At 52.1% G+C, this 22,500-nt stretch carries 18 protein-coding genes and 2 pseudogenes; 2 read left to right on the top strand and 18 right to left on the bottom strand.

The window, feature by feature from the left end:
* Positions 1–315: 315 nt before the first annotated feature.
* The 4 genes and pseudogenes from RHM68_RS06720 to RHM68_RS06705 form a co-directional block, all read right to left on the bottom strand.
* Positions 316–2,124: a DUF6311 domain-containing protein gene (locus tag RHM68_RS06720; RefSeq protein WP_322221163.1), complete on the bottom strand. Its 1,809-nt coding sequence runs from the start codon at positions 2,122–2,124 to the stop codon at positions 316–318.
* The gene (locus RHM68_RS06715; RefSeq protein WP_322221161.1) at positions 2,121–2,507 is read right to left on the bottom strand and encodes a GtrA family protein; all 387 of its coding nucleotides are present in this window, start codon (positions 2,505–2,507) and stop codon (positions 2,121–2,123) included. Before RHM68_RS06715 ends, RHM68_RS06720 begins: the two co-directional genes overlap by 4 nt.
* The gene (locus RHM68_RS06710; RefSeq protein WP_322221158.1) at positions 2,504–3,157 is read right to left on the bottom strand and encodes a class I SAM-dependent methyltransferase; all 654 of its coding nucleotides are present in this window, start codon (positions 3,155–3,157) and stop codon (positions 2,504–2,506) included. Before RHM68_RS06710 ends, RHM68_RS06715 begins: the two co-directional genes overlap by 4 nt.
* Before the next feature lie 60 nt (positions 3,158–3,217).
* Positions 3,218–4,185: pseudogene (locus RHM68_RS06705) on the bottom strand (glycosyltransferase family 2 protein).
* Positions 4,186–4,465: 280 nt separating this feature from the next.
* Between RHM68_RS06705 and RHM68_RS06700 the strand changes: the two are divergent.
* Positions 4,466–4,657, top strand: a complete 192-nt coding sequence (locus RHM68_RS06700; RefSeq protein ID WP_322221156.1) for a YegP family protein — start codon at positions 4,466–4,468, stop codon at positions 4,655–4,657.
* Between the two features lie 102 nt (positions 4,658–4,759).
* Here RHM68_RS06700 and RHM68_RS06695 read toward each other — a convergent pair whose 3' ends face one another.
* A complete protein-coding gene (locus RHM68_RS06695) occupies positions 4,760–5,893 on the bottom strand; it encodes a hypothetical protein (RefSeq protein WP_322221154.1) in 1,134 nt (377 codons plus the stop codon).
* On the bottom strand, positions 5,883–7,190 hold the full coding sequence (locus RHM68_RS06690) for a DNA cytosine methyltransferase (protein WP_322221152.1): 1,308 nt from the start codon (positions 7,188–7,190) through the stop codon (positions 5,883–5,885). Before RHM68_RS06690 ends, RHM68_RS06695 begins: the two co-directional genes overlap by 11 nt.
* Positions 7,191–7,348: 158 nt before the next feature.
* Here RHM68_RS06690 and RHM68_RS06685 point away from each other — a divergent pair.
* Positions 7,349–8,321, top strand: a pseudogene (locus RHM68_RS06685) (IS5 family transposase); the annotation flags it as partial.
* A 512-nt stretch (positions 8,322–8,833) separates the two neighbouring features.
* On the opposite strand, the gene RHM68_RS06680 reads toward RHM68_RS06685, so the two are convergent.
* The 12 genes from RHM68_RS06680 to RHM68_RS06625 form a co-directional block, all read right to left on the bottom strand.
* Positions 8,834–9,607 carry an OmpA family protein gene (locus RHM68_RS06680; RefSeq protein ID WP_322221149.1) on the bottom strand — a complete coding sequence of 258 codons (774 nt, stop codon included), beginning with the start codon at positions 9,605–9,607 and terminating at the stop codon, positions 8,834–8,836.
* Positions 9,608–9,617: 10 nt separating this feature from the next.
* Positions 9,618–10,040, bottom strand: a complete 423-nt coding sequence (locus RHM68_RS06675; protein WP_322221147.1) for a DUF4398 domain-containing protein — start codon at positions 10,038–10,040, stop codon at positions 9,618–9,620.
* A 74-nt stretch (positions 10,041–10,114) separates the two neighbouring features.
* Positions 10,115–10,459 carry a hypothetical protein gene (locus RHM68_RS06670; RefSeq protein WP_322221145.1) on the bottom strand — a complete coding sequence of 115 codons (345 nt, stop codon included), beginning with the start codon at positions 10,457–10,459 and terminating at the stop codon, positions 10,115–10,117.
* Positions 10,459–11,679, bottom strand: coding sequence for an EAL domain-containing response regulator (locus RHM68_RS06665; protein WP_322221143.1), 1,221 nt, complete (start codon positions 11,677–11,679; stop codon positions 10,459–10,461). Before RHM68_RS06665 ends, RHM68_RS06670 begins: the two co-directional genes overlap by 1 nt.
* Before the next feature lie 160 nt (positions 11,680–11,839).
* The gene (locus RHM68_RS06660) at positions 11,840–14,818 is read right to left on the bottom strand and encodes an autotransporter outer membrane beta-barrel domain-containing protein (protein WP_322221141.1); all 2,979 of its coding nucleotides are present in this window, start codon (positions 14,816–14,818) and stop codon (positions 11,840–11,842) included.
* A gap of 302 nt (positions 14,819–15,120) precedes the next feature.
* Positions 15,121–15,693, bottom strand: coding sequence for a hypothetical protein (locus tag RHM68_RS06655; RefSeq protein ID WP_322221139.1), 573 nt, complete (start codon positions 15,691–15,693; stop codon positions 15,121–15,123).
* Between the two features lie 35 nt (positions 15,694–15,728).
* Positions 15,729–18,326: a fimbrial biogenesis usher protein gene (locus tag RHM68_RS06650; protein WP_322221137.1), complete on the bottom strand. Its 2,598-nt coding sequence runs from the start codon at positions 18,324–18,326 to the stop codon at positions 15,729–15,731.
* Between the two features lie 31 nt (positions 18,327–18,357).
* A complete protein-coding gene (locus tag RHM68_RS06645) occupies positions 18,358–19,068 on the bottom strand; it encodes a fimbria/pilus chaperone family protein (protein WP_322221134.1) in 711 nt (236 codons plus the stop codon).
* Positions 19,069–19,430: 362 nt separating this feature from the next.
* Positions 19,431–20,078, bottom strand: a complete 648-nt coding sequence (locus RHM68_RS06640; protein WP_322221132.1) for a DUF1120 domain-containing protein — start codon at positions 20,076–20,078, stop codon at positions 19,431–19,433.
* Between the two features lie 157 nt (positions 20,079–20,235).
* Positions 20,236–20,883, bottom strand: coding sequence for a DUF1120 domain-containing protein (locus RHM68_RS06635; protein ID WP_322221129.1), 648 nt, complete (start codon positions 20,881–20,883; stop codon positions 20,236–20,238).
* A gap of 153 nt (positions 20,884–21,036) precedes the next feature.
* Entirely contained in the window at positions 21,037–21,681 is a 645-nt protein-coding gene (locus tag RHM68_RS06630) for a DUF1120 domain-containing protein (protein WP_322221127.1), read from the bottom strand.
* Between the two features lie 150 nt (positions 21,682–21,831).
* Entirely contained in the window at positions 21,832–22,479 is a 648-nt protein-coding gene (locus tag RHM68_RS06625; protein WP_322221125.1) for a DUF1120 domain-containing protein, read from the bottom strand.
* Positions 22,480–22,500 lie beyond the last annotated feature (21 nt).

Raw genomic sequence — 22,500 nt, 5'->3', positions numbered from 1 at the left:
TACGTGCGCAAGCGATCAATTGACCGTCAAGGCTTTCAAGCCCAACGCAATTTTGCGCGCGTCACTACCCATACCCGAGTCCAATGGACTGACCGCGTCAGCAAACTGCAATTGCAAACGCAGCATCCCTTGGCTCGAGATGCGTGCTTGCATTGCCGCGCTGAGGTTCACGTCGATCACATTACCATCGGTCTTATCCAGTTCCGTCGTCAGTGCGGGTAGGTCATTGACGCTGACAACGACAGTCTGTCGCGCATGGTCTGGGGGAAGAAACGCCGTGGCCTCAAGTCGAAGCAAGCGTGCGGATGTGGGAACTCAAAACACCACTTCGGCGCGGGACGCTTGAGACCAAGTGCCCCAAAGTTCAGGATCGGACCACCCCGAGGCCAGTAAAATCTTGCCTTTGCCGCCCACAGTGAACAGATTTTTTTGCCCAGACTCGATGGCTGGAAGCAAATCTGTTGGCGGAACCTGCGCAATCAGTTGCGGGCAATCAGCGCACTGCTTCCAGCAGGGTGCCAGCACTGTAAAGCCATCGATTCTGGCGAAAAGATCGGTCTGGGTATTGACCGTTGGGACCGCCCGCAGCAGTGCGCGATCATCCAGCAAGTACAGCGAGTCAGCGTCATATTTCCCCGTAGCGAACGCCTTGTTCGCCTTTTGATCGACCTGCCGCCATTGGTTAAAATCCATGCGTCCCAGATACACGGCGTCGGTAGACAAACCGTATTTACCCGCAAAAGCGGCGACGGTCATCCACTGAGGGGAGAGATTTTGCGGCACGATCCAGCGCACTTTTCGGTAGTGAGAAGCCGCACTTTTCCAGAACGGATCGACAAAGGGCGTGGCCCACTCAGAGGCCGGTTCCACCATCAGCATCTTGCGCACCAGCGACCAGCCGCTATGGGTATCAGCCACCTGTAGCACCAGCGCGATCGTGAGCAGGCACGTTGCAGTTCTTGGCCGGCTAGCCCGAATCACCAGGAAAACGATCGCCAGGATTACGGCGTAATACACCGGCCAGAACATCCGCCCCGACGCACGAAAAATGTTCGCTATGGAGATGACCGCAGGAGGCAAAGGGTAGGTAAATTCAAGCGTTCCGATGGCGATGTGGTTTGAGAAAGAAAAAATCGCCAGGCCCGCTAAAGCGAGCAGCAGAAATGGTCGTTTACGCACTGCGGCCCCCAACCCGGTGTGGCCTTGAAGCCAACCGACCAACGCAACGATGGCCAGGAACAACAGGCCCAGCCCCAGGAAAGCGTAGCCTTCGCGGTCACCTGAAACTCCCGGAATATCCTTCAATACGTAGGACGAAGTGTCGGGGCTGATCAACGACAACACGTTGGCGCGATACAAACCGAAGCCATCTGAAATCGCACCATCGCCGCCCACGGTGAAATACGCCGCTTGCCAGCAGCAGAAACTAACCAGTGAAAACAGCAGCGCCAACTCGATGACGACCGCACGCAGGCTCAACGTTTGCTTGAAGTACCTGGCGGCGAGATCGGCAATCCAGATCAGTGCGATCATGGCCAGGAAATACGCATGGACCAATGCCGCCGCTGCCAGCAATGCACCCCACGCCAGACGTCGTTTGCGCAGCAGCGGATTCAGGCTCAGGTACAACGAGGCAAGAATCAGAAAATGCCCGCCCAGCGACAAATGCACCGGCATGCGCATGAGCATCGGGGGGACAAACAGAAACAGCACCGTACTGGCGGCACGTAGGCTGACGCTAGGTGTGATAAGCCCCACCAGTTTCCAGGCGAACCACGCTTGGAGGACAAAACAGGCGAGGAACCATATTCCGAAATACTGGAAAGGCTCCGGTAATAACGAGGCAAACGGTTTGAACAAAAAAGCCAACAGCGGATTGGAGTCAGAAAAAATAATGCCATTACCCAACTCCAGCCCGTAGGCCGGATTCAGGCCAATCGGGAAGGTCCACGGCGACTGCCTGAAAAACACCCAGCCCAGATAATGCGTCGCTGGGTCACCACTGCTCAACCAACTAATATTCTGTGGATTCAGAGCCCGCGGCCCAATGACCAGAAAAAATGCCAACACCCCGATCAGCAACGGTAATAGCGTGACCGCTAGGCGCTTGCCTGAATCCTTCATCGATACGTCCAGAAGTTATGCAATACAAAGGTGAACGCCGGAATGGTCAACGCGACTGCGCAAATTCCTAGCAAATAATTGAGCCCGGCCATTTGCGCGACCCACGCCACGAACATCGCCAGCAAAAAGCCTGCGCTCGAGACCATCATGAAGCGCAGCAACGTGCGACCGTGCAGCCGGGCGGAAAAGCTCCAGGTGGTATTGATGAGGTAGGGCACCACGGTCGCCACGGCAAATGCCACGCCGTTAGCAAGGGGCGGGATCGGCATCACGAAATTGATGAACAGCACAGCGATGAGCGCGTGAAGAGCGGTGACAAACAACCCGGTCACCGCGAACCTCAACGCTCTTTTGATCAGCGCCGATTTTTCGGCTGACATCATGGTTTCTGCGCCAGCACAAACACCGTCAGACCGGCCAAGCGATTCGCGCCCATAAAGGGCAGCTCGATGCTGCACATCGACTTCAGAATCGTGTTCACCAGCGGATGATGCTGTTTGAGTTGCGAGTGCGGCGCAGAAAGCGGCGCGCCTTTTGGCAGCAGTCGCAGCGCCGCAGCAATCGGGAACACCAGGCCGAAATAGTAAACCCCTCGCTTCACCGTCAAACCAGCCTTCCTGGCCACAGCTTCCAGTTGCGGCAAGGTGTAGCGACGCCGATGCTCAAGAAAATCATCGTGCTCGCTCCAGAGAAACTGAAACGCAGGCACCGTCATCAGAAAACGGCTGCCGGATGGGACTTTATCGACATAAGCTTTGAGCAGCCCAACATCGTCATCGACATGCTCTAGCACGTCCATCGACAGCACCAGATCGGCGTCCACCGCACTCATCTCGCGCCGGAAATGCACCGGTTTACCCGCGGTGGAGGCATCTGAGTCCGCGTCATAACTGATGTCCACGCACCAGGCTTCGGTGGCGGCTGTTTGAGTCAGCAAATTGTGGGTAAAGAACCCCGAACCTGCGCCCACATCAAGAATTTTCTTGATCGGGATATCGCCCAGCAAACGCATGGTTGCTGCCGCCTTTGACACGTAATATCAAGGCTGGTCAATGCTTGAACCGAGGATGTCGGTTTCCTTGAGGTCCATGGTTCAGTCCTTGGCGTTATAGACGCGACGCACCAGATAAACCGGCCGGCGTTTTGATTCGATGTAAGTGCGCCCCAAGTATTCGCCGAGCACCCCGATGCCAATCAATTGCAGTCCACCGAGAAAAGTCACCGCGACCATCAGTGATGCATAGCCCGGAACATCAATTCCGGTAAACAACGTGCGCAGAACAATAAAAAGCGCAAATGCGAACGACACCACTGACACGCACAACCCCAGGTAAGTCCAGATATTAAGTGGGTCGGTACTGAAACTGGTAATCCCTTCCAGCGCAAAATTCCACAGTCGCCAACCGTTGAATTTGCTCTCGCCGGCCACTCGCTCCGCACGCTCATAATCAATGTGAGTGGTGCGAATCCTACCCAGGCGAACAAACCTTTCATAAATCGCCGCGATTCTGGCAGCGTCTGGAGGGCATCCACCACACAGCGGTCCATCAGCCGAAAGTCACCGACGTTTGCTGGAAGCGGCTGATCGGACATTTTATTGTGCAGGTGATAGAACCAATTGGCCGAGGTTTTCTTGGCCCAGGAGTCGGTCTTGCGACTCACCCGATGACCCAACGCCACTTCGAAACCTTGGCGCCAAAGGGCAATCATTTGCAGGATCACTTCCGGAGGATCCTGTAAGTCGACATCAATCGGCACCACCACTTGGCCGGTTGCCGTCTGCAAGCCAGCGGTCAGCGCCGCTTCCTTACCGAAATTGCGACTCAAGTCGACGATGCAAACACGCGAATCAACTTGCTGGTGCGTCAAAAGCAGATCCAGCGTGGCATCGGTGCTGCCGTCATTGACGAATACCATCTCCAGCCCGAACAGGGCCTCATCCTTAAAGACGTCGGTAATCCGCGCGACGAATAAATCAATCGTCGCCTCTTCATTAAATACGGGGATGACAAGCGAAAGCGCTACATGGCCGGCCAACTGCGTTCCGTGCTGATGAGTCAATTTATTGCTCTTTTTTATAGTAGTTTTTTACAGCTTTCGGCCACTGAGCTGTTTTTCAGCGCCTTGGGTCGGATCGTATTAAGCAGCAGCAGCACGTGAGGTGATGCAAGGGCGAAACTGCGGCGGTTTTGGCCATCGACCCAGACCCAACGTGAATGTAGGAAAAGCCCTCAAATCATTGGACACAAATGCCCGTTGGCCAAATAAACCAGCTCCGCTAGGCTTGCATGCAGGCGACACACAGGTTGTCGCAGTCGACGAATCGCAGGGAGCGAGCTGAATGTATTTCGAGATTTACAGGCAATCCAAAGGCACACCAAGCACCGGTAAAGGACAGTGGCGCTGGCGGTTACGAGCGGGGAATCATGAGACGGTTGCCAGCGGCGAGTCTTATGTGAACAAGACGGATTGTTTGCATGTGATCGGTTTGATCAAGGGTGTTCAGGAGGGGACGCCGGTTAAGGAGATTTAGAAGCCGGACGGAACATACAAAACAAGAAAGCCCCGTAGATTTTCATCTATGGGGCCGAAACCTTACTGTCTACTTAGAGAAAGCCCTTCAAGTAAGGCATTCTCATAAGTCTTCGTCTGACTCGTCGTCCTCCGCCAACGACGGATCCTCGTGTCGTTCAATACGCCGCTCATGGTCACCCAACGTGATAGTCAATTCATTACCCTGTAACTTCGCTGCCAAGTCGAGCAGGATGAGACTTCGCTTGGTTGAATCACCACCAATTAACGTCTCAAACGCCGTCACCGCATCTACGGGCGTTCGAACGTAACGTTCAATGAACGCTGCCATTGTTGGCCCTGCTTCGTACTCAAGGTGCTCCCACGCGGCCTCTCCAACATAGGCCTCGCCGCCAACTTCTCGGTAGGCCGCCTGCAACCCCGTCAGCTTGCCATTCGCAGTAGGATCAAGCACAACCAACACTGGCTTCACACCTGAAGCGCGACAGTCTTGCGCAAACGAAAGCTCCTCTGCAAAACGACCTTGCCCACTGGCTGCAATTGTAACTCGCAGCTTCAACTCGTAAGCGAGGGCCGTGCCGTCGGGCATTATTTTCCAACAATCAACCTGGCGCCCCTTGGATTGATCACCGCTGCGACGGACGACTCGTTCACGTGCAGACTTAGGCTCGCCGCCGATGGCAGAAGCGAGGATCGGCTCAAACAAATAGCCGGTTTCCTGTGCCGAACGGTTGTCCAAATCGTAGAAAAACTTACGCCAGGTTAGCCATGACGCCAACGCTTCAGGTTCAAACTCAGGACCGTATTCCATTAACGCTCTAGGCGAAACCTGGACCATGGTGGGTAAGGGCTGACGCTGCAATATGAGCCCGTACTTACGCCTGCGTTTGTGCAACTCAGTGAGGCACTTCAGATAGGTCAGAAAGTCCTCATCCAACTCTTCACCACAGTTTAGTAAATCCACTACGTCAAACGTGGTGATCGCGACATCAGGCTCAGTAAACCATCCCACATTCAACGAATAGTATTCTGCCTGTGGAGCAATACTTCCCCATAGCTGAGGAAAAGCTTCTGACATAGGTCCCGCCACACCAATGTCGGTAGCGACCAAAGCGATGATCTTTGCAAGTTCGCTTGGATCCATGACAGCCTTCATATTGGCTGTCTTGGTGATTGTGATAAGGCGCGTTAGCTGCTTTGACTTTTCTGCGCTAAGCCGATGTTTTTTAGGTTGCATCGAATTCAAAACTTCCTTGATGAAGGCACGTCAACAGGGCTTGTGTTGTTTTAAGTGCAGGGCTCATTCCAGCGGCTTCTGTGAGTACGAAGCCCAATAACCCAGGCCTGCCAAACTGTGCTGCATGCCCCAAGCCCGAGCCAAAACGTCCATCCACTTCTTGAATATGGCGGGCAAGTATACGGGCTGCGAGTGGTGGCACGGCATTGCCAATCTGTTGAATGACGCTTGAGCTATTGCCCTCCCATTGATAACAGTCAGGGAAGGTCTGAATACGAGCACACTCACGAATAGTAAGTGGACGATGTTCATGGGGATGTATGAACTCTCGACTTGCTGCACCCGTGATCGTCAGCGCCTGTAGATTGCCGTGAAGCCGCTTGATACCAGAAGGCGCCCCGCCCCGCTTTTCGGTGGGTGTCCCGTCGGAGACACGGCGGTTGGCTCGGCGCTTGAAACTTTCATGCCACAGCTCAGGCGGAAGATCCTTCATTGTCTGACCGGGCAGCAGTAACTCAACCTGCCCCTTCCCAGTACTGTCCGCACCCTGAAAATGCTGGGTAACTCCCGGCATGTTGTTTCCATGCCGCATTTCAGCATCAAAAAAACTGGAAGGCTCTGAGGAGCGATAGCGCGCAATGTCTTTTTTATTGAAGACCGGCGCCCCTAGCCCCTCAACCGCAGTATCAAGAGTTGGCGCCATCGGCAGTCCGGCGGACACCTTCTTTGCCTTGCCGCTGTCGTATGAATACAGTTCAGGCGGGAACTCAAAGTCGATACCGAGACGATTGCCAATTATGAGCACCCGCTTTCGGGTTTGAGGAACCCCATAGCTTGCCAAGTTAACTTTTTGAAGTCTGATCGAGTACCCCAGCCGTACAAACTCTTTAACGAGACGAACCAAATCCTGGCCACTTCCGGAAGTAAGAAGGCCCTCAACGTTTTCAAAAATAAACCAACGAGGCGCCAACTCTTCGACGATGGCCAGATAATTGAAAATCAGACGGTTCCGAGGGTCCTCCGCATTACGTGGTCCCGCTGTACTAAAGCCCTGGCAGGGTGGCCCGCCAATAATGACAAATGGCTTTTTTCCACCAGCCATGCTTTTCAGAATCCTAGGATCCACAGTTCCCAAATCAATCTGATGGCAAGGACTTTGGACATTCAGCTCGTAGCTAAGGCATGCATCCTTGTTAATCTCAGCCCCGAAAAGTGGCTTTAATCCTGCTTGAGAAAAACCATAGGAAAAGCCACCAGCACCTGAAAAAAGTGATATTGCAAGATGCTCGGGGCTCATCTTATGAAATCCTACTAATGCTTTACACAGTGAGCGCCATCATAAGGGATTAGCGACGGGTTACCTACATGACGTCAAAATGCCTTAGGGAAACCCTGAAAAAGACTTCCAAATCTGGTGAAGTACGCCAGTCCCAAGCACTGAACGGTTGAGCCCCGATGAAGAAAATCTCCTTCGCTGATGCCGAGTACGCAGGCAAACGTAAACAGGCCCTCCGTGAACGTTTCCTGATTGAAATGGATCAGGTTGTGCCCCGGAAGGGCTTGATTGCCTTGATCGAACCGCATTATCCAAAGGGTGAAGGCGGTCGTCCGGCGTATCCGTTGATGGCCATGTTGCGGGTTCATCTAATGCAAAACTGGTTCGGTTATAGCGACCCGGCCATGGAAGAATCGCTCTACGAAACCACGATTCTGCGCCAGTTTGCCGGGCTGCATCTGGATCGGATTCCGGACGAAACCACGATCCTCAATTTCCGCCGACTGCTGGAAAAACATGAGCTGGCCGGTGGGATTTTGCAGGTCATCAATGGCTATTTGGGCGACCGCGGTTTGTTGCTGCGCCAAGGCACCGTGGTCGATGCGACGATCATTCATGCGCCGAGTTCGACCAAGAACAAGGACGGAAAACGTGACCCTGAGATGCACCAGACGAAGAAAGGAAATCAATATTTCTTCGGGATGAAAGCGCACATCGGTGTCGATACTGAATCCGGTTTGGTACAAGCGTGGTGGGCACTGCGGCGAATGTGGCGGACGTAACCCAGGTCGATCAGCTAATGCATGAAGAAGAAACTTACGTCTCTGGCGATGCCGGTTACACCGGTGTCGAAAAGCGCCCCTAGCATCAAGATCGTCAAATAATCTGGTCGATTGCCGCTCGGCCCAGCAGTTATAGCAGCATGCAAAGAAGAGCCTGATTGGGCGCATGCGTCGCAAAATCGAATACGCGAAAGCCCAACTGCGCGCCAAGGTTGAGCACCCGTTTCGAGTGATCAAGCGCCAATTTGGTTATACGAAAGTACGCTTGCGAGGCCTGATCAAAAACACTGCGCAGCAGACAACACTATTTGCTCTGCCCAACCTGTGGATGATGCGAAAACGACTGCTGAATACAGGAGAGGTACGCCTGTATTGCGGACAATGGGCGCTAAAAAGCGCTTGCTCGACGGGAAAAGAAGAGTTGAGCGAGGGAAAGGTCTGGTTTTCGATTGAATCAACGTTTTTGAGTCCTGAAAAACGAATGGATTTAAAACGTCTGCCTACTTCAGACCTACCTTAGCGGTGTATTATCAGCGAGCGCTATAGCGGATTGCAGGCAAACAATAGAAGAGAAACACACTGTAGGAAAATCTTTCAAGGTGCTGCCTTAGAGTTATTAGAGCAAAAGTAAAGCGCGCGCTACTATTACTACAATTATGTTGCACGATAATCTTTAATAATCCTGACTTGTGTCCGAATGTAAAAAACTAAGAAGCCATAGCGTATATCAACCCAGTAAAAACCTAACTAAATATTTAATAAAAAAACCCCGTCAACACCGGGGTTCAGTGAAGACGGGGAAAAGTGGAAGATGCCTTGGCGCATCTTCCGGAGCGTTTCTTTATGCCTGATTACTTCAGGATGGACGGTGCAGCAATCAAATCAGAAGCGTGCTTTTACTGCGGATGAATCATTGGACACGATCACTTCAACCCGGCGATTCAACTGACGGCCATTTGCACTGCTGTTGTCAGTCACTGGATACTTTTCACCGTAACCTTTGGTGATGATCCGGTCAGCACTAACACCCAGTCGCTGCAGCCTCCAGGCCACGGCGTCGGCGCGGCGCTGCGAAAGCGCCAGGTTGGAACTGTCGCTACCTACGCTGTCGGTAAAACCTTCAACACGCACCTGGCGCTCAGGGTTTTTCGAGAGAAACTCAGCCAACTGCTGGAAGTTGCGCTGGCCATTGCTCTTCAAATCCGACTTACCGGTGTCAAACAGTACATCACCGAAGGTAATAACCTCCCCACGCTCCGTAGGCTTGGCTTTCATGGTCTGCAGCGCTTTTAACTGCTGTGTACGCACATCAAGACGAACCTGGGTGCGCTCCACATCAATGTTTTTCAAACCAGCTTCTGCTTCGCGACCCAGGATCGTCTGCTCGGCGTAGGCCACTTTCTGGCTAGCGATATAAGCTTGCTGATCAATCTTCGGATCTTTGCGATTTAACACCGAAGTCTGCTCAACTTTGTTCACTGCGGTAACAGCATCCTTGGTTTCAATGGCCGCCATTGTGCTGGACTGAGGCTTGCTTTGCAGCGTCGAGAGCTGAGCACGGGCTTCAAGCAAATTTGGGTTTTCTGGCGTAGCAGCACAGCCCGCGAGCGTCAAACCTAACACTGAGACCATTGGTAGTATCAAAGAAGTACGCATGCTGTGTTCCTTAAAAGGTTTCAGTGATCGAAGAGTTTGAATCGGTTGCCGGCGCTTGCAGCATCTCTTGCTTCAACACCTTGATACCGTCTTGAGCCGCTTTCAATTGCTGAATGGAACGCGCCGTACGCGCAGTGCGCTCAGCCAAGTTGGCGTCGACTTCAATTTGCTGTGCCAATACGCGAACTTTCGCGTAGTCCTTTTCGCCAACGGCCCGATCCAGCTGCGACATCTTGTCTTGCGCCGACTTCATCTGCAGCGGAGCGTATTGGGTAGCATCAGCGGAGATAGCACGATTAAGTGCGTCTTTGGACATCGTTATCTGTTCGTCTGGTACCGGTGCACTGGCACAGGCACTTAAGGTCGCAACACCGACGGTAAACAACAGAACAGCGGCAATCCGGACAACAGCGTGCCCACGATGAATATTCATCAAATGCTCCATATATCAAGTTAGTTGGCCTCCGGTGTAACCGGAAACTCTGAGTACAACGTTACTATGCCCTGCTAAACAGCTAAGGCTCTACCGTGCTGAAGAGTGCCTCGGCTCACCTCCAACCCTTGCCTGGTTAAAAACTGTTCATCTTCATAAATCAAAATATTCGGAATATTCGGGGTCCTTTTATCGCCGAAGAACGTGCATTGCTCGCCAGCTACGTACAGCGCTCGGCTGACAATGAGCAGATCGAACGCTTTGCCCGGCAGTTGGCTTAGCAGCACCACCTCCCTGAAAGAAGTGACCGGCGCGACACGATAGTACCCAAGCGTGTTTAGATGCTTTTCAATGGACAAACGTTGAGATTGGTCTTCGTGTGCAACCATTATCCGAAGGGTTTTATTGATTAAATACACTACCAGTTCTCTCCATAACTATGGCGTTGGGCAAGGCGGAGATCATCCAGCCAGCTCAGCAATTTCAAGCCGTTCATGGGCCTTGCCAACAAGTAACCTTGGCCTTCGATGCAACCTAATTCCAGCAACTGCTGGCGTTGCTCTTCGGTTTCTATGCCTTCAATCACTACCGACAACCCCAGCGCATCGCCCAGTGCGAGCGTCGTTCTGATTACCGCCTCACAACGAGGTTCGTAGGCGAGCATACGAACGAATTCTGCGTCGATTTTCAGCTCGTTGAACGGTAACTGACACAGCCGCTGCAACGATGAAAACCCAGCGCCAAAGTCGTCAATAGACAAACTACAGCCCATCATGCGCAAACGAACCAGGCAATCCAGATTCGCCGCTGAAATCTCCAGCAACCCACTTTCGGTCAGTTCAAAGGTCAGCTCAGAACCAGGCACATTGTGCTCAGCGAGCAGCGTTTTAATCGTGGGGACTAGATCAGTGTTAGATAACTGTGAGGCGTGCAGATTGAAGGCAAGGTTAAGGCAATGCTGCGCATTCTTAAGTCGGCGCTGAAACAACATGCTTTTCTTTAACAGCCCAAACAGCAGGTCGTCCATCAAACCGCAACGCTCTATGGTTGGCAGAAAAAGCGAAGGCGGCAATATGCCTAGGGTTGGGTGCTGCCAGCGAGCAAGTACTTCAACCGCTTTGACATCCCCGGTCCTCAAGTTAAATTTCGGCTGGAAGTACGGGATGAACTCTTGGGCCGCCATAGCGCGACGCACGTCAGCCTCGCTGGGCAGATCAATTGTATTGGCTGGACGTATTTCGACCGGAGGCCGGTATACATACTTTTTCAGCAAGCTCTCCAGCGGATCAAGCCTCAGTGGCTTACCGACATCCCCGAGTAATTCCAAGCCGGACAACGAGACGATCTGGCCTACGGCCCGACGTAAATCAGGCGACACGCTGCTGCAGATAATGATCGACTTCACTAACCCCAAATCGCCCACTTCCCGCATAAACTCCAGGCCATCCATGCCTTCCATGCGCAGGTCGCAAAGCGCGATATCCACCGGACCAACCTCACGCAAAATGGCCAAAGCTTCGACGCCATCCGCAGCACCAAATACCTCTGCACAGCCCGATTGGCGAAGCATATTGACTGCAATCGAACGTTGAAATGCATGATCTTCAAGGACAATCAATCGTAGCGCTTGGGTTGACATCGGTAAGGCTCTCGTTAAGTCGCGGTGATTAATAATGCGCGACTCGCGCTTGGAAAAAACGACGAATTGGCCTTAAGGCTTGTAGGAAATTTCCTACTCACGACTCAAAAAAGAATTGAAAAAAAACCAGCCGAAGCTGGGCAAAAGGGAAGTTACTGAGTTACCACATATAGCGATAGCCGACTGTTACGCCCCAAGGCTGTTCGATGTTATTACCCTTGGCGTACTCCGCATCCACTGAGATCTTGCTTTTTTCGCTGACCTGTACGATGCCGCCAAACCCCAGTTCCACACGGTTGCCTAGTAGTTCAGAGTTAAGCTTTATATCGTTGACCGTTACATGGCTAGAACCCGCATGTTCGGTGATGTACGACGCCTTTACATAAGGCTGCGCCTTGATACCGTTATCGAACTCTAGGTTACGACCGAATAAAGAGCCAACCCGGTTTTGCAGCGAATCCATATCGTCAGCGTTAACCCGCAGACCATTGCTGGCTGTGTAATTGCCGCCTTCGGTGCGGGTGGCGGTAATTTCTACCTGAGGTTCAACAAACCAACCGTCTTTGAGCGGTATGTGCTTGCCCACCTCAACGTCCATTCCGTAACCGTTAGCGTCATAGGAGCCGCGTACGCCGCTGCCCAGGTTCGTCAGCATTTTCACGTCGCTGTTGAAGCGGCTGTACTTCAAGACGGTGTCGACATAGATGCCGTTGTCATTCAAGTAGGTCGCATAAACGCCAGCCATTTTGCTGTCGATCTCTCCGGACGCGCCTTCACCGAAATTCAAGTTCGACTGGGCAGTACCGACCATTGCGCCCAGGTAAACTTTGCCACTTTTGAGTGCAATAGCCTTATCGGCGCCGATTTCTACACCGCTGTTATTCTGGCTAAAGGCACGACTTGAACCCTCAAAAATGTTGTAGCTATTGCCAATGGCGCGGGTCCACACCCCACCGCCATCCTTGCCCATGCGCAATTCGCCCAAACGCTTCACGAGCGTGTTCATCTGCGCGCTCCATAACGTAGCGGCAGCGGTCTGTGAGGCAATGGCCGCATTGGCTCCGGCGGACAGGTGTTCCGGACTTGGGTCGATCGGACGCACCGGGTCTACTGGGTCTACTGGGTCGGTTGGATCAACCGGCTTGACTGGATCAACCGGCACTGCGGCAGTGTTCACTAAGAACCAGTCGTCACCCTTCTGCTGCAAGGTGTAGCGAAACGCACCGGCATCGACATGCTCACCATAAAGACCGAAGCGCCCTGCGCCGCCGTTGCCGTCCACCAAAAGCAATTGGCCATTGGCGGCAGCGGGTTCGTTGCCTGAGTCTTCCACGATTAAGGTATGGCTGCCTTCAATGACACCGCCAACTTTAAGCAAGTTACCTTGCAAACTGGCCAAGTCGGTATTCATCAGAAAACTACCGCTGCCCGTGAGGTCGCCGGCGACGGTCAAGGTGCTGAAAGGTGTCCCACCAAACTTGACCACACCGTCATTCAATGCCAACTGGCCGACAGTGGAGTCGCCATTCATCTGCCACTGGCTGTTGTTGAGGCCTAATTTGTCCAGGCCGTGGATGGTGCCCGTCAGGGTGGAGTTGTCCGTTAGTTGCAGACTGGAGTTCAACGCATCGATGTTAACAGCGCCTTGCAGATGTGAACCGCTGGCCGTGACCTGTACATCTTGTGTATCGACAAACGAACCATCCGCAATCTGACGCTTTTTAGCGACTAGCAAGTTATTAGCGCTGACTTGAGAGTTGCTCAAATCAATGACGGCGCTGCCGCCCTGCACGCTCATACCGCGGCCATTGTCAGCCGAGATGGAGCTGTTGTTCAGATTGAAGCTGTTGCTGACGCCAGCGGTGGCCAACGATTGCAAACCCATGCCGTTTACACCATTGGCGCTGACAGCGACGTTGTCCAGGTTCAACGTACCACCGTTGTTGGCCTGCACACCGCGTGCTGCATCGCCATCGAAGCGCACAGTGGAGTTACTGATGTCAATTGTCGAGCCGGAATAAGCCGCCAAACCTATGGCGGCTTCGCTGCTGAACAGATCGGTCTTGTCCAATGTGATAGTGGAGCTATCACTGGCAAATGCACCGACGCTGCTCGCGCCGACTTGCACAGAAAGATTCTGGCCGTTGATCGCTGACTGATTACCAGCGTACAAGGCATAGGCATTGATACCCGCGGTTTTAATCGTGCCACCGTCGAGGCTCGCGGTACCGCCAAACTGAGTAAAAATACCAATCGCGCCAGCACCCTGGGTATCAACGTCGACGTTTTTGCCAATCAGCACGCTGTCTTCGTCGGGTACCCAAATGCCATAGGCGTTCGAACTGGCAGTAGCGATCTGCACATCAGTGGCAGTTACCGTAGCGTTGCGGTTAACGTTAATACCGTAAGCATTATTGCCCGTTGTATTGACAGCAACGTTATCCAATGTCGCGGTTGCCCGCCGTTGGTCGTTAAGGCCTAACAGGTAAATACCGTGGGCGCTGGAACCCGCTGTATCGATACTACTGTTACGCAAGTCCAGGGTGCTGTCGTCTAACAAATTGATCGCAGACGAAAAGCGCCCCGCAGTCGTCAACGTCAACCCGTCCATCTGTAGGCTACCGCCCTGTCCCATATTCAAGGCGAAGGCATTATCGCCACTGGTAATAATCTGGGTATTATTAATCACGCCCGCACCACGGGCCCCGGCAAAATTCAAACCGTGGCTCGACTCACCTAATGTTGCAATTGTTGAACCGTCGACCTCTACACGGTCGTTGGCCCCAAGGATCAAGACGCCGTCGCTATAGCTCCCGCCGGTAGCCACGGAACTTTCATTAATCAACACGTTGAGGCCGCTACCCGAAATTTTTATACCGGGCGCATTATCATCTGTGGTGTTAACAGTATCACCATCAAACACTATGTCAGGCGGCGTGCTTGCATTGGCCATGCTAATAGTTTGTAGGTCAATAGCGCCAATGACGGCACTGGCAGCAAGCGACAGTGCGAATTTGGGCAGGCGAGACATACAGTTTCCTTTCTTGTGATCAATGGGCGGCAGCCCACGTCGCAGAATATGCGCTGTGAACCGTTTACAAACGGAATCGCGACAATTGCATCGCAACCCTGAGCGCAAGACTAGTTGTCGGAAGGAACTAAATTTTTACGCGTGATAACACCTGAAGACCCGTAAAGAATGCTGTATCGCATCGCCAAGTAAATACAGGCTGGTTAAATGAGATTTTTAACATTCAATACCAACTTACGACAGGAACACTATAGGAAGATAATCAGGGTTCGTCAGCGAGAAACGGCTTACGTGTTTGTAGGAAATTTCCCAGCGTTTTCCATAGTCAGGCAGAGCCTTAGACATTTTTCTGCCGCGGCTTAGGATCACCAGAAAGTTGGCGACCATGACACCGTGACTGGTTTAAAAACTCAGTACGTCTTAACCTCAAACGATAGGTTTGATTCCATCGTCGTTGCATCGCGGGTTCTCAGTTCCGCGACAGGTACTGTCGGCCGAACTTCAATTTGGACCGACAATACCGATCCCTCCGCTGGCAACCCGCCGCTCACTGGAATGACTTGATCGCCGGGCGACGCCACTATCGAAGGGGCGGCTGCACTCGGACCGGCACCAAGCGTTTTAACCTGGGCCAGTTCAACACGGCGACCATCAAGCTGGGCATTACTGAGGCTCACTCTAATGTTTCCCTGCTTGGCAAATTTAAACTGTTCGCCCTGCTGGGCACCACGCAAACTCAATACCACTTTGGAACCGCTCGGGCATATGGCGTTGAGGCTGATCACCCGATCCCCCAAGGCGTGCATATTTCCAGCATTCAGCGCATCGTTGGTGCTGGGTTGAATAACGCGTCCGAAGTCCACTGTCGAGTTACTCAAGCTTACCTGGCAATCTTGGGCAACGGCCTGGGCAGTACCCAGCAACCCGGTAAGCATTAACAGAGTGACTGAAGTTAATTTCCATTGTTGCTTTAACGTTTTCATGGTGGTTTTTCCTGAATTTAATGTTAAAGAATAGATCAGTTGGGGGTGCAGATAGCTGACGCAGTTTCAAAGTAGACTTTCAAATCAGCCACGTCCGGGAGCTGGTAATGAATCGCACAGCTTTTGCCACCGCCCAAACTGATACTCAACGATTCGTTTAATTGCCCATTACTCAGAAATACATTTCCATCTTCAACGACCGCGGTAACAAAATCACCCTTGCTGTCCAGTACTGAATTGCCTTTGGCCGCTAACTGACCATTAGCGTCAGTGATTTGTAAGAGTGCCCGGCGAGAAACTTCGACGGGAAAGTCTAACTTACTGACTGCACCACGGCCGGCGGACACCGATTTGAAACCGTTCTTGATATCGACATTTCGCGGTAAGCTCTTGGTTTCAACTTCAACACGAGTGTTCTGATAGGCATTGAGTTGTGGGATCACCGCATTACCCTGTTTATCCGTCCATACTGGACCGCTCGGCGTATTTAGCTTTACACCAGAGACCTTGCCTACCTTAGCGACACCAAACGTATCTGCCAGTTGATAAGGTGAAAATGTAACACCCTGATCGTGAACGGCTACGCCGCCACGTACTTGGCCCGTATAGCTGGTACTGTCAGAGCCGTTCTGTGCGTAACCCACATTAACTTGGGTATAACGCGGCAACATATTTACGTTACCCGAAAAGTCCTGCTCTTTGTTCAGCGTATCACGCTCTGAATTGATGGTATAAGTTGCCAGATCATTGCTGCTGTCATCCATCGTGACACCGAAACGCGTATTCCCGTTACGTTTATTGGCGTAGCTGCGAACGCTACGGTTGTTACCCAACGGTACGCTCACGCTGAGGTACATAGCGGTACCGTTGTTAATATTGGAACTGGTACTGCTTCCGCCAAGATTCAAGTAGTCGTTGTCGTAACTTGTTTCACCTAGGCTGCGCTCAAGGTTAAGGCTGACGGTAGCGCGTTTAAAGTTTTTGCTCCAGGCAGCGTTTACACCCTGAGTCTGCTGGCCGCCGAACGATGTAGACGTGGAGTAGCCTGCTGAAAAACTGCCCAACGTCTCATTGCTCCAACCGAGGGAAGCTCCGTACTGTTGTTTAGCAAGCCCATCGGTATAGCCATCTGTCTGTACCCGTGTGGTATCGAGCAAATCGCGAAAGCCTTGAGTTTGACGAGTCAGGTTGACGCCTGCAGTGACATTTTTCGACAAGCTGGTACTGAGACTAACGCTTGCTTGGGTGCCAGTTATTTTTTCGTCGCCCGATCGAGAGACGGTATTACGAAAACTAACCGAGCTGGTTGGCGTCAAGCTTGAGTCCAGTGTCCACGCCATTGCTTGGTAGTCATTGGAACTGGCCATCAGGCCACTCGACAGCTTATTACTCGGGCTTAAAAGCCAGCCACCGCTGCCGGTGACTACCATTGGCGAGTCCATTTCATCATCCTGAAATGTACGGACCTTACCGACCGCCATTGAGTAACCCGGAGCACTCATTGAGACATTACCCAGCGAGGCCGCAGGAATCGTAAAGCTGCGTTGCTGGCCGTTGGCTTCAATAACCCTCACGTCCAGATCGGTAAAGCCGTTCAACACTTGTACATTGGCTAGCTTGAAAGGACCGGCGGGCACCAGGGAGGTATGAATCAGTGCCCCCGCCTGCCGAACTTCTACACGTGCCTGACTCTGAGCAATGCCTTCGACTGTTGCGCCACCAAGGTCCTTGCCCTGCAGCCCCGCGTCAGGCACGACTTGCAAACCCGTTATCGCCGAACCTGGAAATACCGAATTACGGATGTTGATTTGACCAGCTTGCAACGTCGACTTGATAGGAACAAACGTCTTCTGTGCATAGGTATACAGCGATTGAAAGTTGCGAGTGTCGTTCTGCATGGTCAAGGACTGACGACTGCGCAAAATCCAGTCACCGGCATTGAAACCTATCTCGGTGTTGGTCGCGTAATACCGGCTTTCACCACCAGAAAACTGAGTGTTTTGGCCCAATACTTCGTAGTTAAACAATCCACCTGTGCCGCCGGTTTGATAGACGCCATAATCATCGCTTAACGGACGCAGTGCGTCAGTGCTCACTACCAGTGAAACCTCTTCCCGGCCGGGGCGCAGTTCGATTTCGGTCTGCGGAAAAGCGGCCACAAAATCGTAGCAGTCAGTGGCTGAAACGGCTTTATCAACCACTAGTTTGAAGCGGCTCGCTGGGACCATCAAGTTGGCCTGATCCAGCAGGGCGGTGTTGAAACACAGCTGCCCTTGCGCATCAAAGGTGGCTTCGACACTGCCCCGTTCGCTACCATTTACCAGCAGATAGACTCGGCGTTTTCCTGGAGTAAAGCGTGGAGCTTTACGGAAAAAATCGGCAACTTTAACGTCCATGCCGCGGCTTTTCAGCATGTCCAGGTCAAACGAGGCGTCAGGCGCCACTTTGCTGGAAGATGCAGTAACTGCAGTCGGAACCGCGTTAGCCGATGCCGCGTTCGCATTTTGTGCGTTGTAGGCTAGTAACCCAGCTATCACTGCTATCAACGGTTTTAACTGCATGCCCGGTACGGACGTGCTGGCGGTGCGCATGGTTGTTTGCGCAGTACACGCCATCGTAGGTATCAGAGTCATGAGAATCACCGCCTGAGAAGTTAGAGTAGAATTACTTGCTGAGTGCAGCGTCGAAAGGCTTATTACCGTAACCATAAGCACTGGCCGGGTAGATACGAATAGTCGAGTTATCCGCAACTGACTTCCCGGCTGGCAATTGCAACGTGTGAGCTTCGCCCGGCAATATATAAGTACGCGGAAGTGCCAACTTGATATCTGAAGGCAACACGTTTACTTGCTGATTAAGGCGTACGACGTAGCGACTGTCATTTTTTACTGTCAGCATTTGACCACTTACACTCCACTTTAAGACCGTCCACGTGTCTGCCTTCTCAGGTAAATCAGCCGGTGAAAGCAGGACAGGCAGGTTTTGACGAACCGTTATCCCTACTGTTGGCTTATCGTCTGCACCCTTCTGTGGAATACCTTCAAAGCTCACACGCTTCAGTCGCTGGGTAGTAATCGGGGTTTTCGACTGAACAATAAAACGTACCAGTTGTTTCTCGCCGGCTTCTACCCGAGCAACCGGTGGCGTAACCACTAAGAGGCTTTCGGTATCTTCTGGCAGATTTTCAAGCGAGGTGTACAGCAACGCGGCCTTACTGTCGGTGTTAGTCACATTAATCGTACCCTCACCGTCTGCTACGCTGACCATGACTACGGACGTTTCAGGCACCATGCCGGCAGCGCTAGATAAGTTACTGGCGGCCATCAATGCCAAGAAAGAAAACGCTACGCTCGTCAACTTTGCAGAAGTATTCAAGTTAAACTCCAGAAGAGGTAAAGGCTCATTGGATTCTCAACCGCGAAAACATGAGCGTGTATTGATACGCGCAGAGGTACGCGTTCGTTAATTGTATTAAATGACAAAGTGTTTATTGAATCTCAGACTTGGGGTGAGTGATCGCGCTTTGTATGCCCTGATCTCTACCGCCGCCTGATGCACACAATATAAAGGGATAGCCGTTGCCCGTCGGTACGAATCAGCGCAAGGGCTTGTAGGAAATTTCCCAGCGATTTTACTGAGAACGGGAGCATAGCGATGCATGCTTAAGCGGGAGGGGCGTATGCGCAATACTTGAGAAGCCGACGCCCACAGCTAAGTGGGCGCGCGGAAGGAAAAATTTACAGGTAACGGACTTCCATGGTCGATAAGCCGTCCAACGTAACTGGAGCGGTCATATCCAGCGTGCCAGTAGGAGCAATGGTTGCCGTAATCGTCAATCCCCCGGAGTAATTCATATGCGCGGCCGGAATCAAGGTGCCAGGCGCTGCGAAAGAATAAAGACGATTCCTGGAGCCTTGAGTAATTACGTTGCCAACTGCTGCGCTGGACGTCCATAAGCCGCTGCCGCCGTCGGAGCTAATGCTATCGACTAAGACACCATCAGCCCAGGTTTGAGAGGGAACGTTCCTAACTGTGTAGTAGCCAATTTTATTCGAACTCTGGCTCCCTAGACCAAATATTTGCTCGTTCACCGATAACGCTGATGCTAAGCGGTCGTCCGTCCAAGAGGTACCGATCACGACCGGCGCTTCACAAGCAATGGTATAAGCAAGTGAACGGGGCTGCAGTGTAGTGTTGGTCGTAGCGGATAAATCGGAAGCGGCGATACTACCGTAATCTACAACGCCGCCCCCAACAAAAACTGGAGTGCATGCCCCAGGAACAACCGTACCCACAATATGCAAGTCGGCGGTACTTGCAGCCAATACCGTATGCGCGCTGACAACCATCACAGCAGCAAGCGTTATTTTTATATGTAAACGCATAATTTAATTTACTTAAATGTGAACATAGTGGTGTGGCGAGTAAAAAATATAAAGTCGTGCTGAATCGTGGTTGAGATGCAGGCGATATGCAGACCAGCAGCTAGGCAAACCAATAATACCGGCAATGTTATTTGACGGTAGGCATTGGTAGTTGGCGTTAGAGGTAGTGAACAACCATGGTGGACAATCCATTAAGGATAAGTGGCGCGGTCATATCGAGCGTTGTGGTCGGTGCGATACTGGCTGTCACCGACACCGCACCGGAGTAAGTCGTATAGGCCGTGGGTGTTAAATTACCTTGTTTAGCAAATGAGTAAATCGGATTGCGGGCACCCTGACCAAAGTAGTCGCCATTGGCCGAGCCCAGTACCCATACGCCGCTGTACCCGAAAGAGGTGATGCTATCGACTGACTTACCGTCGCCTAACATTTGGCGGGGCGCATTCCTTAACGTATACAACCCAATACGATTTGCTCCCTGATTATCCAGTCCAAAAGCGGTTTCACCGGGTATGGAAGCCGAGCCAAGGCGGTCGTCTACCCAAGAGATTCCTATGGGAATGGGCGCATCGCAAATAATAGAATAAGAAACATTACGCGTTTGCAACGCTGTATGCAGGGTGGCAGATAAACTACCAGCAGGAATATGCCCATAATCGACCACGCCGCCGCCAGCAAACAACGGCGTACAAGCGCTTGGAATAACGCTACCAATGACACGCAAATCAGCAGTGCTTGCGGCCGAAACCGACCCTGCGCTTGTTAGCATCAAGGATGCCAGAAACAAATTTGTATGGACGTGCATAGAACCTTACCTTACGCGGGTTTGATAAATACCAACCGAAAAGAGCCATTGGGTTTTGGTTCTTTTAAACCATTGGTTATCTGTGCTAACCAAGAGTGAGAAGCGAGCAATGCGATCACATCGTCTGACGTTTAACATTGCTCGGATCACTGATTACAGGTAACGGACTTCCATGGTGGACAAGCCGTCTAGCGTGATAGCACTTCCCATATTCAGCGTGCTGGTGGGTGCGATAGTTGCTACGATCGACAGCGCGCCCGAGTAGGTGCTGAATGCAGCGGGGATTAACGTACCAGGCGTTGCAAAAGAGTACACGCGATTACGAGCGCCTTGGGTGATCACGTTACCGTAACTTGCGCTGGTATGCCAGGTGACACCATCATCAGATACGATGCTATCTGCGACAGCGCCGTTGGCCAGAGTTTGTGCCGGTACGGTCCTGACTGTATACGAACCTATCTTCGCAGTTCCTTGAGTGCCTAAACCGAACTTGGACTCTGAAACCGGTGTTGTGGAACTAAGGCGGTTATCTACCCACGAGGTACCGATCACAATCGGCGCATCGCAGGTAATGGTGTAAGAAATTTGACGCGCCTGCAAGGGTGAAGCAACTGTAGCCGACAAATCACTGGCTGAAATTTTTCCGTAGTCAACTACGCCACCACCAGCAAACACTGGAGTGCACGCGCCAGGAATAACCGTACCGATTACTTTAAGATCAGCGGTGCTGGCAGCAAATGCAGAGCTTGCGCTAGCAAGCATCAAGGCAGCAAAAACAGCCTTAGTTTGGAAACGCATATAAAAACCTCACGAACATTAAGTTTAAACTTGCCGTTTAGTTACAGAAAGCAGTAACTACTTGACCTAGTAGCCGAGGAAGAATTTTGAATTAAACGCCGGAATGCCTAGCGAGCCATCGGCTTAGCCGATGGCACCGCGCCGCTCAAATTACAGGTAGCGTACTTCCATGGTAGACAAGCCATCCAGCGTGATCGGAGTAGCCAAATCAAGCGTGTTGGTCGGTGCGATGCTAGCGGCAACAGACACAGCACCTGAATAAGTGGTGTGGGCAGCCGGGATCAAGGTACCTGGCGCTGCGAAAGAGTAAATGCGATTCCTGGCGCCTTGGGTGATCACGTTAGCGTCTGTTGCGCTTGGAATCCAAACGCCACTCAGACCGTCTGAAACAATGCTGTCCGCAACGACACCATCAGCCAGCGTTTGGCCAGGTACGGTTCTGAGAGTGTAAAACCCAATCTTATTGACACCCTGAGTACCTAGACCAAATACCTGTTCATTCACCAACGAAGCTGAACTCAAACGGTTATCGACCCAAGAAGTACCGACTACGATAGGTGCATCACAAGTAATGGTATAAGCAATTTGACGCGACTGCAGATTTGAAGTGGCGGTCGCAGACAAATCACTTGCTGAGATTTTGCCGTAGTCAACCACACCACCGCCCGCGAACACTGGAGTACACGCACCCGGAATAACAGTACCGATCACTTTTAGATCAGCAGTGCTGGCAGCAAATGCAGAGCTTGCGCTGGCAAGCATCAAGGTGGCGAAAAGAGCTTTAGTTTGGAAACGCATATAAAAAGCCTCATTGAATCA

This window comes from Pseudomonas sp. DC1.2 (genome assembly GCF_034351645.1).
Classification (GTDB): Bacteria; Pseudomonadota; Gammaproteobacteria; order Pseudomonadales; family Pseudomonadaceae; genus Aquipseudomonas.
Note: the sequence above shows the minus strand (reverse complement) of the source record. Positions and strands in the feature narration are given on the sequence as shown.